At 55.1% G+C, this 14108-nt stretch carries 14 protein-coding genes; 8 read left to right on the top strand and 6 right to left on the bottom strand.

Features of this window, described 5'->3' with window-relative positions; all coding sequences use genetic code 11:
- The first annotated feature begins 60 nt into the window (after window positions 1-60).
- The 5 genes from AUC61_RS13975 (at window position 61) to AUC61_RS13995 (ending at window position 7741) form a co-directional block, all read left to right on the top strand.
- Window positions 61-1686: an NADP-dependent glyceraldehyde-3-phosphate dehydrogenase gene (locus tag AUC61_RS13975; protein WP_243246858.1), complete on the top strand. Its 1626-nt coding sequence runs from the start codon at window positions 61-63 to the stop codon at window positions 1684-1686.
- 592 nt (window positions 1687-2278) lie between these two features.
- Window positions 2279-4534: an ATP-binding protein gene (locus AUC61_RS13980; RefSeq protein WP_243246859.1), complete on the top strand. Its 2256-nt coding sequence runs from the start codon at window positions 2279-2281 to the stop codon at window positions 4532-4534.
- Between the two features lie 84 nt (window positions 4535-4618).
- On the top strand, window positions 4619-5128 hold the full coding sequence (locus AUC61_RS13985) for a cupin domain-containing protein (protein ID WP_243246860.1): 510 nt from the start codon (window positions 4619-4621) through the stop codon (window positions 5126-5128).
- A gap of 169 nt (window positions 5129-5297) precedes the next feature.
- Window positions 5298-6182 (top strand): DMT family transporter, encoded by an 885-nt coding sequence (locus AUC61_RS13990; protein WP_243246861.1) that lies wholly within the window; start codon window positions 5298-5300, stop codon window positions 6180-6182.
- A gap of 125 nt (window positions 6183-6307) precedes the next feature.
- Entirely contained in the window at window positions 6308-7741 is a 1434-nt protein-coding gene (locus AUC61_RS13995; protein ID WP_243246862.1) for an NAD-dependent succinate-semialdehyde dehydrogenase, read from the top strand.
- A gap of 89 nt (window positions 7742-7830) precedes the next feature.
- On the opposite strand, the gene pbpG is transcribed toward AUC61_RS13995, so the two are convergent.
- Window positions 7831-8772, bottom strand: a complete 942-nt coding sequence (pbpG, locus tag AUC61_RS14000) for a D-alanyl-D-alanine endopeptidase (protein ID WP_122663622.1) — start codon at window positions 8770-8772, stop codon at window positions 7831-7833.
- 243 nt (window positions 8773-9015) lie between these two features.
- On the opposite strand from pbpG, the gene AUC61_RS14005 reads away from it, so the two are divergent.
- Window positions 9016-9576 carry a hypothetical protein gene (locus AUC61_RS14005; protein WP_243246863.1) on the top strand — a complete coding sequence of 187 codons (561 nt, stop codon included), beginning with the start codon at window positions 9016-9018 and terminating at the stop codon, window positions 9574-9576.
- 130 nt (window positions 9577-9706) lie between these two features.
- On the opposite strand, the gene AUC61_RS14010 is transcribed toward AUC61_RS14005, so the two are convergent.
- From AUC61_RS14010 to AUC61_RS14020, 3 genes are all read right to left on the bottom strand, one after another.
- Window positions 9707-9889 carry a hypothetical protein gene (locus AUC61_RS14010; RefSeq protein ID WP_122663620.1) on the bottom strand — a complete coding sequence of 61 codons (183 nt, stop codon included), beginning with the start codon at window positions 9887-9889 and terminating at the stop codon, window positions 9707-9709.
- Window positions 9890-10007: 118 nt separating this feature from the next.
- Entirely contained in the window at window positions 10008-10202 is a 195-nt protein-coding gene (locus AUC61_RS14015) for a hypothetical protein (RefSeq protein WP_122663619.1), read from the bottom strand.
- 187 nt (window positions 10203-10389) lie between these two features.
- Entirely contained in the window at window positions 10390-10755 is a 366-nt protein-coding gene (locus AUC61_RS14020; protein ID WP_122663618.1) for a hypothetical protein, read from the bottom strand.
- Window positions 10756-10967: 212 nt separating this feature from the next.
- Here AUC61_RS14020 and AUC61_RS14025 point away from each other — a divergent pair, with 212 nt between their 5' ends.
- The gene (locus AUC61_RS14025) at window positions 10968-11783 is read left to right on the top strand and encodes a shikimate 5-dehydrogenase (protein WP_243246864.1); all 816 of its coding nucleotides are present in this window, start codon (window positions 10968-10970) and stop codon (window positions 11781-11783) included.
- Between the two features lie 40 nt (window positions 11784-11823).
- On the opposite strand, the gene AUC61_RS14030 is transcribed toward AUC61_RS14025, so the two are convergent.
- A complete protein-coding gene (locus AUC61_RS14030) occupies window positions 11824-12489 on the bottom strand; it encodes a YceH family protein (RefSeq protein WP_243246865.1) in 666 nt (221 codons plus the stop codon).
- 154 nt (window positions 12490-12643) lie between these two features.
- On the opposite strand from AUC61_RS14030, the gene AUC61_RS14035 reads away from it, so the two are divergent.
- Complete coding sequence (locus tag AUC61_RS14035) at window positions 12644-13153, top strand: DUF1993 domain-containing protein (RefSeq protein ID WP_243246866.1); 510 nt, start codon at window positions 12644-12646, stop codon at window positions 13151-13153.
- 15 nt (window positions 13154-13168) lie between these two features.
- Here the strand turns inward: AUC61_RS14035 and nhaR are convergent, their stop codons facing one another.
- Window positions 13169-14071, bottom strand: coding sequence for a transcriptional activator NhaR (nhaR, locus tag AUC61_RS14040; protein ID WP_243246867.1), 903 nt, complete (start codon window positions 14069-14071; stop codon window positions 13169-13171).
- Window positions 14072-14108 lie beyond the last annotated feature (37 nt).

Below are 14108 nucleotides of genomic sequence, written 5' to 3' on the forward strand. Positions count from 1 at the left end.
GAGCTTTGGCGTAGTGTCATGACATGCCCTTTGTGACTGATCTCTAGAGAGGTGAAAGAAGTGACCGTCAGCAATCGTCTTGAATCGTTATTTCCTGCGCTGGAACAGATCCCTGAGCAGTACCGTCCTGTTGAGGCCATCGAACAGCGCGAGTACTTGGTCAATGGCACGTTGCAGCTGTGGCAAGGGCCTTTGGCACCGGTGCGCAGCCCGGTGTGTCTTAGTGGTGCCGACGGTATCCGCTCAGTCATTCTGGGCAGCACTCCTTTGCTGGATGCGGCCACCGCGATGACTGCACTGGAGGCGGCGGTTCAGGCTTACGACAGAGGGCAGGGCGCCTGGCCGACGATGCGGGTTGTTGAGCGTATTCAGCATGTAGAGGCGTTTCTCAAGCGCATGCGCGAGCAGCGTGAGGCAGTGGTTAAGCTGCTGATGTGGGAGATTGGCAAAAATCTCAAGGACTCGGAGAAAGAGTTTGATCGCACCTGCGATTACATCGTCGATACCATCAATGCGCTCAAGGAGCTGGATCGGCGTTCGAGTCGTTTCGAGCTTGAGCAGGACACCTTGGGCCAGATTCGCCGGGTTCCTCTGGGCGTGACGCTGTGTATGGGACCCTACAACTATCCGCTTAATGAAACCTTCACCACGCTCATACCGGCACTGATCATGGGCAATACCGTGGTCTTCAAGCCGGCCAAGTTTGGTGTGTTGTTGATCCGGCCATTGCTGGAAGCCTTTCGGGACAGTTTCCCGGCCGGTGTCATCAACGTTATCTACGGCAGCGGTCGGGAAACGGTCAGTGCATTGATGGCTAGCGGCAAGGTCGATGTGTTCGCCTTTATCGGCACTAATAAAGCGGCCAGTGACTTGAAGAAGCTTCATCCCAAGCCACATCGTCTGCGTGCTGCACTGGGCCTGGATGCCAAGAATCCAGGCATTGTGTTGCCGGATGTGGACCTGGACAACGCGGTGAGTGAGTCTATAACCGGGGCGTTGTCTTTCAATGGTCAGCGTTGCACTGCGCTCAAGATTCTCTTCGTGCATGAAAGTGTGGTCGACAGTTTTCTGGAAAAATTTCAGCACAAACTTGCCCAGTTGAAAGCCGGGATGCCATGGGAGGCGGGGGTGTCGTTAACGCCATTGCCTGAGCCTGGCAAGACCGACTACCTCAAGGGGCTGGTCGAAGACGCTGTGAGTAAGGGCGCGCGCGTGGTCAATGAGGGCGGCGGGGAGATCAATGAAACATTCTTCTACCCGGCGGTGTTGTATCCAGTGACTTCGGCTATGCGGGTTTACCATGAAGAACAGTTTGGTCCGGTAGTGCCCATTGTCGCTTATCGCGATCTGGAGTCGGTGATCGACTACGTACTGGACTCGGACTTCGGCCAGCAACTAAGCATTTTTGGCAGTGATTCTGCTCAGGTCGGACGTCTGGTGGACGCGTTTACCAATCAGGTCGGGCGTATCAACATCAATGCGCAGTGTCAGCGTGGCCCGGATCAGTTTCCCTTCAACGGTCGCAAAAACTCGGCCGAAGGGACTTTGTCGGTTCATGACGCGCTTCGGGTTTTCTCGATCCGTACGTTGGTTGCGACCAAATTTCAGGAAAGTAACAAAAAGCTGGTCAGCGACATTATTCGTAATCGGGAGTCCAGCTTCCTCACCACGGACTATATTTTCTAACGGATGGGGACTGGGACGTCAGGCTGGCGGTGCAGCGGCACCGTAGTCTGGCAGCCCTGTTATTGTGGATGAGTGAGTTGGGTTAAATCGTTATTCCAAAAGATCCGTATCGAGATACTTCGCGGAATCAAGTTGATGCTGTAATGTGTCGGGCGTCTTTAAAAAAGAATCTGCTTTAGTGATATTGAATGGAATATAACAGTGCGCCGAACTCGTTCGTGTGCCATGGTTACGGACACTGAAATTTGCTTGACGAATATCTCCTTGCGAAGCAGTCGATACCCCCCGAATTCGCACGTTTTGCGAACCCGTCTTGTGTCAGGCGGACCCCGCGCTGGTCAGTATTCTTCCCTGAAGTGTTGGTGTTTGTTACTCCTGCATGGCGTCGCGATGATCTTTATCGTCCTTTATCGCGGAGTTTTCGTGGTGAATACTTTTCGTCGGAACGGTCAGGCATGAATCTCGGTAAGTTGGATCCAATCATAAATATTCGCCGGAATGAATTACCGGTGCTGATTAACAACTCGTCGCACAGGGTTGACGCGTCGCTAGTTTATGTTGAGCGCTGGTTCAAGCGTGTGGAGGTTTTGCGATGATTGTTGACGACGGTGATGTCTTTGATCGGTTGCTGGCCAATTGTGATCAGGAGCCTATTCAGGTCCCGGGTGCAATTCAGCCCCATGGCGTGCTGCTGACTGTCAATGAGGCAACCTGGGTCGTGCAACAACTCAGCGCAAATGCCGATGGGCTCTTCGGTCGTCCTGCATCGGAACTGGCTGGGAAGGACCTTGAAATCGTGCTGGGCGCACAACAGGCGCAGCAAGTGCGCAGCGCTGCAGCGGCCTATTCACTGGACGAAGTCAATCCGCTGTCGTTGACCTATGGCCTGGGTCAGATGGACTGCACCTTGCATCGTTACGACGGATTGCTGGTGCTGGAGATCGAAAATCCCGGTGAGCTTACTTCAGCCAGCATGCAGCATCTGGATCGTGGCCTGGGCCGCACGCTGCGTCGTCTGCAAGGTGCAAAATCTCTCGCAGAGCTTTACGAAATAAGCGTCCGCGAAATTCAGGCATTGACCGGTTATGACCGCGTGCTTATCTATCGTTTCGAAGCCGAAGGGCATGGCCAGGTTATTGCTGAGGCGTCCAGCCCAGGCATGGACATCTATAACGGTCTGTTTTTTCCGGCGTCCGATATTCCGAGCCAGGCTCGTGAACTGTACCGGGTCAATTGGTTGCGGATAATCCCCGATGCGCGCTATATGCCTGTGCCTCTGGTGCCACTGCTACGCCCTGATACGTTGTTGCCGCTGGACATGACACATTCGCTGTTGCGCAGTGTTTCGCCGATTCATTGCCAATACATGAAGAATATGGGCGTGTTGTCCTCTATGAGCATTTCTTTGCTAAAGGACGATCGTCTCTGGGGGCTGATCAGTTGTGGCAATCGCCAGCCGTTGCTGGTGCCACATGGGTTGCGGGCCGCATGCCAGACGATTGGTCAGGTGCTGTCGATGCAGATCAGTGCTCTTGAAGAAGCCGAGATAACCCGTCAGCGCCAGAAGAAAGAGGTGTTGCTCGCCGAGCTTGCCCGAGCAATGCACTCGGCAGCGGACAAGGATGTATTAGAGGCGCTGGCACAGGATCCAGAGTCGCTGATGGCGTTGACCGGAGCGTCAGGCGTCGCTGTGCTGGTAGAGGAGCGATTGCACGTGTGGGGCGCTTGTCCTGCGGTAGAGCATATCCGTTCTCTTTATACCTGGCTTCAACAGCAGCCTTCAGGCATTTATGAATCATCGAATCTGAGTGCCGATTTCCCGGCTGCCCATGAATATCAGGATGTCGGCAGCGGCCTTCTGACGTTTACGTTGCCCAAGCCGGTGGACAATGCCGTGCTGTGGTTTCGTCCGGAGGTCAAGGACAGCGTTCACTGGAGCGGCGACCCGAGCAAGCCGATGGAAATGTCCGAAACCGATACCGGTAACCGGCTTCAGCCTCGCAAATCATTCGAGATATGGAAGGAGCAGGTGGATGGCAAAGCGCATCGCTGGGACAGTGGTGACCTGTTCGCGGTCGCTGACCTGAGACGCTCTGCGCTGGAGGCCGACCTGTCTCGTCAGGTGCTACGTGAGCAGGAAGCTGTGCGTGCGCGGGATGAGCTGGTCGCGGTGGTTTCCCATGACTTGCGCAACCCAATGACTGTCATCGTCATGCAGTGCGGAATGATGCAGCGTTTGATCGGGGCCGACAGCACTCCGTCCTCCAAGCGGGTCAACTCAGCTATCGATACGATGCAGCGTGCGACAACGAGAATGACCAATCTGCTGGAGGATCTTCTGGATACCTCGAAAATCGAGGCCGGACGCTATTCCATCACGACGCAGCTTCGCGATGTAAGTCAGATTTTCGAAGAGGCTTATTCGCTGCTTGCACCGTTGGCGCTGAATAAATTCATTGATCTGAGTTTTGTATCCGAACCCGGCCTGCGTGTTATGGCTGATCCGGAGCGGCTGTTTCAGGTGCTGTCCAACCTGATTGGGAACGCCATCAAGTTCACTCCAAGAGAGGGGCGAGTCGCTATCACCGCCGAAAAACAGGGTGACTACGCCACCTTCAGCGTTGTCGACACTGGAGCCGGTATCGCCCCTGACCAACTACCTCATGTGTTTGAACGATACTGGCGGATTCGTGAGGGTAATCCGAGTGGTACGGGTCTGGGGCTTTACATCTCAATGGGGATCGTCAAAGCCCATGGCGGTGAGTTATGGGTCCGCAGTGAATTGGGGCAAGGCAGCGAATTCAGCTTTACTGTGCCCTTGGTCTCTCTTGAGGCAATGGCCGAATAGACCGCCTGACCGCAGCACGCAACTTCAAGCTTTGTGCGGGAGTCGACATGGGTAATCAATGGTCTTCAGGCAGGAGCCGCCATCATGATTTCACGTATACCTGAGCAGTTGTACTTTGACGAGAACCACTCCATTCCCAATAGCAGATTACCGGTGCTGATCTATCGGGGGGTGTCGTTTGATAGCCCCGATACTGCCAAGGCGTTCGAGCGGCTCTTTACCAGCAATCACTGGCTGGCAAAGTGGCGTGACGGGATTTTTGACTACCACCATTATCACGCTACTGCGCATGAGGCGCTGGGCGTGGCAAGCGGCGCCGCACGGGTGATGCTCGGGGGCGCAGGCGGGCAGGAAGTCACCGTGGCACCTGGCGATGTGCTGGTATTGCCAGCCGGAACCGGTCACTGCTGCCTCGAACAAAGTGATGACTTCCTGGTTGTGGGGGCTTATCCCTACAATCAGAGCAATTACGATATCCAGCGTGCAGACCCTGCTGTGCTGCCGGTTTCAAGGAAGCGTATTGTCGAGGTGCCTTTGCCCGAAGCCGATCCCCTTAATGGCACGACAGGGGCTTTACTGCGATTCTGGATCTGAGTCCTTACCAGACTGGTCAGTCAGTTAATTTCGTCATGAACCGTTGCTTTGTTTGGATAACCGGGACAGCTTCTATATTCTTTGGTCTATCCGCTTTTCAGGGACATCGGATGCGCTGTCATTCGATCTTTGAATATGCGCCTGTTTTCTGCCATGCCAAGGAAACCAGATGACCATCGTCAGCACGCCGCTATCTGGCGTCAATCAGCCACTCAAGGGCATCGCGCTCATTGTGCTGGCAACGTTTCTGTTTGCCAGTCATGACACCATCTCCAAGTACCTGTCCGGTTTCTATCCCGTCTTCATGGTCGTCTGGGTGCGTTACTTAGTGCATACCTTGCTCATGGCCGGGATTTTCATGCCCTCGGCAGGGCTGCGGGTTTTGCGTACCAAACGTTTGAAGCTGCAAATAATAAGGGCGCTCTGTCTGTTGGGTACCAGCCTGTTGTTCACGACCGGGCTGATGTATATCCCGCTGGCCGAAGCAACCGCCGTTAACTTCCTTGCGCCATTGTTGATCACCGCTATGTCGGTGCCGTTACTGCACGAGCATGTCACGCGTAAACAGTGGGCCGCAGTGCTGGTGGGTTTTGTGGGGGTGCTGATCATCGTGCATCCCGGAGGTGAGTTGTTTACTCCGGCTGTTTTGCTGCCGTTGGCTTCTGCGACGCTATTTGCGTCCTATCAGTTGCTGACCCGCATGGTCAGTGCTCATGACAGTCCGACCACCAGCAACTTTTTTGCCGGGCTGTTCAACAGCCTTGTCATGACCGCATTGCTACCTTTTTTCTGGACGGTGCCGGAGCTCAAGCATCTGCCGTTCATGCTGGCGCTCGGCGCATGCGGCATGGTTGCTCATTTACTGTTGACCCAGGCCTTTCGCTTCGCCGCTCCCGCGATGCTGGCGCCGTTCAGTTATTGCCAGATTGTATTCGCCGGTTTGCTGGGCTATCTGGTGTTCGGTCATGCGCCGTCTTTGACGGCTCAATTGGGCATCGCGGTAATCTGCCTGAGCGGATTGGCAGCAGCGTGGCAACAGCGCACCAAGGCCTGACGGGTAGCGACTCCTGACGTCCATTTGTTGAAATGCCTTGATATATACAGGCACGCCCCCATTGAACTCGTAGCGCTTTTGAAAAGCTTATTTCTGTCTATGCGAACGCAACTGGAGAAATCGCTATGTATCCTGATGTACAGCTATTCATCGATGGTCAATGGCGTGCAGGCCAACAAGGTCGCACCCTGCCAGTCATCGATCCTGCCACAGGTGAGAAATTGGGCACCGTTGCGCACGCCAGTATTCCTGACCTCGATGAAGCGCTTGCCGCTGCCGAGCGTGGTTTTGCGGTGTGGCGCAAGACTTCGGCTTACGATCGCTACAAGACGATGCAGAAAGCCGCGCAACTTCTGCGCGAACGCGCGGATGTCATTGCCAGGATTATGACTCAGGAACAGGGCAAGCCTTTGGCTGAGGCCCGTGCCGAGGTGCTGTCCGGTGCTGATGTCGTCGAATGGTTGGCCGAAGAGGGCCGTCGTAGTTATGGCCGCATTGTTCCATCCCGTGGAGCAAGCGTTGAGCAGAAGGTCGTCAAGGAACCGGTTGGGCCCGTCGCTGCGTTTACACCGTGGAACTTCCCGATCAATCAAATCGTGCGCAAACTCTCGTCGGCTCTTGCTGCGGGCTGTTCAATCATCGTCAAGGCCCCTGAAGAAACACCGGCATCACCTGCCGAGCTGATTCGGGCGTTTGCAGACGCGGGTGTCCCAGCAGGTGTTATTGGCCTGGTGTACGGTGATCCAGCGGAAATTTCCTCTTATCTCATCCCTCACCCGGTTATCCGCAAGGTGACTTTCACCGGCTCGACACCGGTCGGCAAGCAGCTGGCTGCTCTGGCCGGGCAGCACATGAAACGCGCCACAATGGAGCTAGGTGGTCATGCTCCGGCGCTGGTTTTTGATGATGCCGATGTTGATCTTGCTGCGCGCGTGTTGGCTACGGCCAAGTTCCGCAATGCCGGTCAGGTGTGCGTTTCACCGACTCGCATTCTGGTCCAGCGCGGGGTGTTCGATGCATTCCTCGAGAAGTTTGTCGGTCTGACTCGGGAGATCAAGGTAGGTAACGGTCTGGACTCCACTGTAACCATGGGGCCGGTCGCCAATGAGCGACGTATTCCGGCACTGGCGGCATTGGTAGAGGACGCTAAAGCTGCTGGCGCGACGCTGAATGCTGGCGGTCGGGCGATTGATGGCCCTGGCTACTTCTTCGAGCCCACCGTACTCAGTGGCCTGACTCGCGAAATGCGCATCATGAACGAGGAGCCGTTCGGTCCAGTCGCTCTGTTGGTGCCGTTCGATACGGTTGAAGAGGCCATAGCCGAATCCAATCGAGTACCGTTTGGTCTGGCTTCTTATGCCTTTACCACGTCAATGAAGACGGCTCATGCGTTGAGCACCTACATTGAGGCGGGCATGCTGTCCATCAATCATCAGGGTATTGGTTTGCCGGAAGTGCCATTTGGTGGCATCAAGGATTCTGGTTATGGCTCTGAAGGTGGTACCGAAGCGATTGAGGCTTATCTGAATACCAAGCTGGTGACTCAGTTCAACCTTTAAGCGCTTAGCGACACAGACGCAAGAAAGCAAAAGGCCGCCAGCTTCTTGATGAACTGGCGGCCTTTCTTTTGGAGCGATTAACTGGCGAATCACTCGGTGGCTTGTAGCCCTTGTTGCTTCATCACCAGATTCTTTTCTTTCTTGTACTGCAAGGCTACGGCTGGAGGCGGGTTACTTTTGCCTGTTTCCATCCATTGGCGGATCCGGCTAGCGTCCGCAAAGTGTGTGTATTTGCCGAATGCATCGAGAATCACCATCGACACAGGACGATTGGCCATGCTGGTCAGCAGCACCAGGCAGTGCCCGGCCTGATTGGTGAAACCCGTCTTGGTCAATTTGATGTCCCAGTTGGATTTTCGAACCAGGTGGTCGGTGTTGCTGAAGCCGAGGCTGTAAGTCGGCTTGCGGAACGTTACGGTTTTCTCCGGCGTTGTACTTAACTCGCTAAGCGCTGGATATTTACGTGATGCCAATAGCAGTTTGGTCAGATCGCGGGCGGTAGAAACGTTGTATATCGAGAGGCCTGTAGGCTCGACATATACGGTGTGCTTCATACCCAAGGCCTTGGCTTTAGCATTCATCGCCAGAATGAACGCTGCGTAGCCGCCCGGATAACTGTGCGCGAGGCTGGCCGCCGCGCGATTTTCAGACGACATCAAGGTAATGAGCAGCATTTCCCGGCGCGGTAGTTCGCTGCCCAGCTTTACCCGGGAGAACACGCCTTTCATTTCCGGCGTCTGAGAAATATTGACCGGAATGACCTCATCCATAGACTGCTTGGCGTCCAGCACGACCATTGCGGTCATGAGTTTGGTAACCGATGCGATGGGTACGATGACATCCGGATTGCTTGAATACAGAACTTTATCGGTTTGCAGATCGACGACCATGGCACTGCCTGACGCCAGATGAAGAAGTGACGGGTCACGATTAAGTGGGGCAGGGTCGTTCGCATAGGCACTGGTGGATAGTGCCGGGCCTGCAAGTGCAAATAAAAGGCCCAAAAGTGGAAGACGAATTTTCAAGAGCAGCGCTCACTAAAAGTGGAGTGTGGTATCACACAGGGTTAAAGAAACTGCGCGGTATTTTATGAGCAGGCCTGACTACTGTCGATGGGTGTTGTAGGACGTTTCACTAATAAGCTTAATATTTAACTTTGCATCGACCGGCTGAAATATCGTCCGTCGATGACAATAGTCGTGGTGTCCGGCGCCAGCACCGATTAGCATCCCATGCCATCGATAGCAGCCGACACAGACCGAAGGAGTCGCGCAATGCCCAAGGGGTTTATCAGCAAGGATTACGTTGTTTTAGTGATAGTTGCCGGTGCAATAGCCGTTCTGTTGATGGGGGCAGGATTCTTTTCAAGGCCTGCAGACTGGGTGGGTTGGGTTCAGGCAACGGGCTTGATTATCGGCATGATGGTCGCTGTTGCAGTGCCGGGTATTCAGCGCAGTCAGGAGGCGGCAGTGCAACACAAGGCTATGCGCGAAGGGCAGATCGGTTATGCCAGGCGCATGCAGTACCTGTGCGGCGAGCTGGGCGAGCTGTTGGGCAAAATCAGCCTGAGCCTGAACCATCTGCGCGCAACTGATCGGCATCGCTTGAAGTATGTCTTGCAAGATTATCTGCACCGCCTGTTTGAATCCCACAAGGATGACCTGAATGACGATCGCGTAGTGATTGCTTACGAGCTGCGTCAGGTCGCCAACGACCTTATCGATGAGCTGGAAAGTGGTCGTTCGGATCGGGTGGTGTTCATGAGCATGGAGAAGCGTCTGCAGAAACTGACCCATCGGTGTCAGGTCAACGCAGCGATGGCTGAGCGTCTCTGATTGTCGGTTGCGAATTCGCAGCCAAAAAAAGCCCGCATCAGGGGAGTGATGCGGGCAAGGGGATGTGCGGAGCAACGCACGATTCATTCAGGGCGTAAAACCAGGTGAGCTGTCGGTCTATCGCGAGTGGTCAGCCATTCAACTGACCACTTTCAAACATATCGGAACGCGCTTGTGCGGCATTCAGCGAGGCGAAAGGGCCGCTGACGGGCTCACCGTCGTGCACCAGATACCAGCAGGCCAGAAGACCTTGGGCTCTAAGGGCTTGCGGGACTGCGCTGCCTACTACTGACATGATTTTGAGTGTGTTCATAAGTGCCTCCAACAATCTATGGCGCTACTCTACGGCGTCATGGGACGCAGCAGAAATCAACGCTCTCGATAGTGGACATTGATGAACAGGCAAGCCGGAGATGTTCGGCGGATGAGGGTCAGTCGACGACCTGGTCCAGCATGTTGATGACTTCCTCGTCGGACAACACGCCTTTTTCCACCAGATTCTGAGCCAGAAGCGCAACGAACTTGGCGGTCCTGTGGCCTTCAAGGCTCTTGAGTTCTGTCAATGCGCTGTAGACCTTGTTCGACGTACAGAGTCCGACCATTCGATGTGGGTTCTGTGTCGGCATCCTGATTTCCTTATTGTTATGGCTGACTGGTAGCAATGGCGTTGGAAGGTTTTCATTTGGCCAGAGGCGAGCCGGAACTGTTAGCAGGCTATCGTCTTTTTTTCGCCGATCTTGAGCCTGAAGATAGCTGTTATCGGCCATCCAGCAAAAAAAAGCCCCGCCGGTAAGGGCGGGGCTTTTTCAATGGTTACCAGCGACCACGATCATAATAGCCGCGCGGCGGTCCGTAATAACCCGGCGGAGGGCCGTAATAGCCAGGTGGTGGGCCATACACGCGCACGGGCGGCGGCGCTACAACCTGATAAGCCGGTTGGTAATAGACGGGTTGTGGCGGTGCCTGAACGTAGACCGGCTGTTGGACATAGACCGGCTGTTGCTCAACATAGACCGTTCTGTCGCGGCCGGAAGAGACCGCCGAACCAATAACGCCACCCACAATTGCACCTACAACTGCAGGGCCCGCCCAGCCACCGCCGCCACCATGGGCGTTCGCCTGGCCGGCCATGGCCAGAGCAGCTAACAGCAAGGCAACCTTGGGGATTTGACGAATCATGACTATTCCTCGACTTTCAACCCGTTGTCGCGGGCCTGCATTACTCTCAAGCACTGCCACGGGATAACTCTTAAGACAGCGCTTTGCTAAAAAACTGCGAAGCCGTTAAGTAAATTTTGTGTAAGGTATCCGGCGAGTTGGATCAGGCCGTGTTGCGGTGCTGATATTACGCTTTTCAATGAAGCAATGACTAATACCGTTCGGGAGAAAAAATGCCCATTATCCCTGACAAGGAAACCGTACTGTGCATGTCGCTCGCTGCGCGACCAGGCAACTTCGGTGTTCGTTTCCATAACCATCTCTACCAGCAATTGGGTCTCAATTTTTATTACAAGGCTTTTTGCCCTTCGGACTTGCCCGCTGCTATCGCCGGGATGCGTTCACTGGGGATTCGCGGCTGTGCCGTTTCCATGCCCTTCAAGGAAGCAAGCATTTCGTTGGTTGATGAAATGGATGACTCCGCTGCGGCTATCACGTCGATCAACACCATCGTCAATACTGCTGGCCATCTCAAGGCTTACAACACGGATTACATTGCTGTCGCACAGCTAATGGACAGCCATGCTGTGCCGCGTACCGAGTTCGCTCTGCGCGGCAGTGGCGGGATGGCCAAGGCGGTGGCTTTCGCTATGCGCGATGTTGGCTTCACAGACGGGGTAATCGTTGCCCGCAATGAGAAGGCGGGACGGGCGCTGGCTGAGTCCTGTGGACTGCGTTGGCAAGCGGAGCTGGGGGACTTTCGGCCATCTTTACTGGTCAATGTCACCCCGCTGGGGATGATCGGTGCTCAATCAGATGAACTGGCGTTCAGTCTCGACGCTATCGACGCGGCCGACACGGTCTTTGATGTCGTCGCCAACCCCGCCAATACGCCACTTATCGAGGCCGCACGCGCGCGAAGCAAGCACGTTATCAGCGGCGATGAAGTGGCAGCCATTCAGGCGCTGGAGCAGTTTGTGTTGTATACCGGCGTTCGTCCGAGCGATGAGCAGTTTCAGCAAGCTGCGGCATTCGCCCGGGCGGGATAAAGGTTGAATCCTGCCCGGATTGAGCGCTTTGTCCACAGTACTATTCGAGCTTGGCCAGACGCTCTTCCAGTGCCGCAATGCGGGCTTCGAGTTCGTCCAGTCGTTCGGCGGAGCCAGTGTTCGCAGAGGATGATTGGTTAGGCTGGTTTTGCCGCGCCGTGAGGATTTCCTGCAGGTCATCCGCATTGCCCAGGGTGTGCATATAGCGGTCCTCCCGCTGGCCTGACTGGCGTGGCAGGAGTATCGCCAGATTTCTGGCGATTAACCGCTCAAGTTGATGGATGACCTGCTCGGTATCTTCAAAGTCATGCATGCGGTTACTGCGGGTCAGCAGTTCATTGACCGTCTGCGGACCGCGCAGCAGCAAGAGGCCAGTCAGAATCACCTGAGCTGGCACCAGCTCCAGGGTTTTATCGACACGCTGCTCCCAGCGATCAGCGCGACTCCCCATCACTAGCCGAACCAGACCACGGCCCTCCAAGGCACGCAGGCTTTGACCAACGGGGCCGGGATTGAGGTTCATCACCGGATCACGACTGGTTTTTTGATTGCAGGCAGTGACCAGCGCATTCAGCGTCAGTGGGTAGGTTTCCGGGCTGGTTGCCTGCTTTTCGATCAGACAGCCCAAAATACGCACCTCAGTGCTGCTCAGGTTCAGCGCATCCGGTTGCTCGGACGGATTGCTTGCGGACTGTTCTGTGGACATGGCGCTTTCCATAGGCAATGACGGGCAGATAGCCTATGGGCTGCACGGGATTATTTCCAGCAGCAACTTCGGGCTGCGCACGTTAGCCATAAACAGGCACAGCACGGTCGGGCTGACATGCCTATAATCAGCCACTTTCTTTAAAGGACTTGTCATGACTATTTCCCTGTACGCTGCTTCCGTTCCGGTTTTCCAGCAAATGCTCACTGCCTTGAGCCAGATCCTGACCAAAGCTGAAGCCCACGCCGCACAGAAAAATATCCAGCCTGAAGCTTTGCTGCAGGCCCGTCTGTATCCGGACATGCTCAACTTCACACGTCAGGTTCAGATCGCTGTGGACTTCGCCAAAGGCGCATCAGCGCGCTTGGCTCAGATTGAAATGCCCAAGTATGACGACACTGAAACCAGCTTTGCGGAGCTGCAGGAGTTGCTGGCGAAAACGCTGGCCTTCATCGGTAGCATCAAACCGGAACAGATCGACGGCAACGAAGGGATCGAAATCATCCTGCGTCCCGGTACCCCCAAGGAAAAGCGCTTCACTGGCCAGACTTACTTGCTCAGCTATAGCCTGCCGCAGTTTTTCTTCCACGTGACTACCGCCTACGACCTGTTGCGCCACAATGGCATCGAGATCGGCAAGCGCGACTTCATGGGTACTGTTTAAGTCTTTTATGCGCGTTTAAGTCGCATCGGTGAATAGCTTCTGTCTGGCACCTTCGGTAATCGCAACGATGCCCGGGTGCTTGACCTTGCGCTCTACTGAAATGGCGTAAAAAGACTCGGTCACGGCATCTGTCTGGCCGAGTAGCTGCACGCCATATTGCGCCTGGACTTCATCGGCGATCACGCTGGGGGCAACGAATATGCCGCTGCCTGACTTGCCGAATGCCTTCATCAGCGCGCTGTCATCGAATTCCCCGACAATCCTTGGCTGGACTTTAAGCTCCGCGAACCAGCGCATCAGCCGACTGCGCACCACAGTTTCCTGGCCGGGAATCAACAAGGGGGCACCTTGCATACCGAACGGAAAATTCTGCCCGTAACGCTCTGAAAGCTCCGTGGTGGCGAAAAAGCTGATTCCGCATTCGCCCAGCTTCTGGCTGTAGCCTTTGATATCCAGATGCGAGGGCATAGGGCTGTCGGATATCACCAGATCAAGGCGCTGAATAGCCAGATCTGCAAGCAGTCGCTCGAGTTTATCTTCGCGGCAGGTAATGCGAATTGGCTCACTCAATTCCATTGTTGGCGCAATAAGTCTGTACACAATCGACTTGGGCACCACGTCAGCGACCCCGACGCGGAACAGTATTTGCTGTTCATCCGGCTGGGCCCGTAACACCGACTCCAATTCGTTGCCAAGCTGGAACATCTGTTCGGCGTAGGGCAGGGTGAGGCGCCCGGCTTCGGTAAGCTCAAGTTGCCGGCCGACCCTCTGAAACAGATCGACGCCCAGCGATTGCTCAAGCAGGCTGATCTGGCCGCTGATGGTCTGTGCGGTGAGGTTCAACTGATCGCAAGCCCGCACAATGCTGCCGGTTTTAGCTACCACCCAAAAGTAATGCAGTTGACGATAGTTAAGCATGGGCGTTCTCGATTCGGTTTCGCCGAAGTATACAGCT

The sequence above is a fragment of the Pseudomonas maioricensis genome (assembly GCF_022790535.1).
GTDB classification, from domain to species: domain Bacteria; phylum Pseudomonadota; class Gammaproteobacteria; order Pseudomonadales; family Pseudomonadaceae; genus Aquipseudomonas; species Aquipseudomonas maioricensis.

Excerpts from the sequence above, each read along its gene's own strand:
- AUC61_RS13980 (WP_243246859.1), top strand. The coding sequence starts at position 2,279 with ATGATTGTTGACGACGGTGATGTCTTTGATCGGTTGCTGGCCAATTGT.
- AUC61_RS13985 (WP_243246860.1), top strand. The coding sequence starts at position 4,619 with ATGATTTCACGTATACCTGAGCAGTTGTACTTTGACGAGAACCACTCC.
- AUC61_RS13990 (WP_243246861.1), top strand. The coding sequence starts at position 5,298 with ATGACCATCGTCAGCACGCCGCTATCTGGCGTCAATCAGCCACTCAAG.
- AUC61_RS13995 (WP_243246862.1), top strand. The coding sequence starts at position 6,308 with ATGTATCCTGATGTACAGCTATTCATCGATGGTCAATGGCGTGCAGGC.
- AUC61_RS14005 (WP_243246863.1), top strand. The coding sequence starts at position 9,016 with ATGCCCAAGGGGTTTATCAGCAAGGATTACGTTGTTTTAGTGATAGTT.
- AUC61_RS14010 (WP_122663620.1), bottom strand. The coding sequence starts at position 9,889 with ATGAACACACTCAAAATCATGTCAGTAGTAGGCAGCGCAGTCCCGCAA.
- AUC61_RS14015 (WP_122663619.1), bottom strand. The coding sequence starts at position 10,202 with ATGCCGACACAGAACCCACATCGAATGGTCGGACTCTGTACGTCGAAC.
- AUC61_RS14020 (WP_122663618.1), bottom strand. The coding sequence starts at position 10,755 with ATGATTCGTCAAATCCCCAAGGTTGCCTTGCTGTTAGCTGCTCTGGCC.
- AUC61_RS14025 (WP_243246864.1), top strand. The coding sequence starts at position 10,968 with ATGCCCATTATCCCTGACAAGGAAACCGTACTGTGCATGTCGCTCGCT.
- AUC61_RS14030 (WP_243246865.1), bottom strand. The coding sequence starts at position 12,489 with ATGTCCACAGAACAGTCCGCAAGCAATCCGTCCGAGCAACCGGATGCG.
- AUC61_RS14035 (WP_243246866.1), top strand. The coding sequence starts at position 12,644 with ATGACTATTTCCCTGTACGCTGCTTCCGTTCCGGTTTTCCAGCAAATG.
- nhaR (WP_243246867.1), bottom strand. The coding sequence starts at position 14,071 with ATGCTTAACTATCGTCAACTGCATTACTTTTGGGTGGTAGCTAAAACC.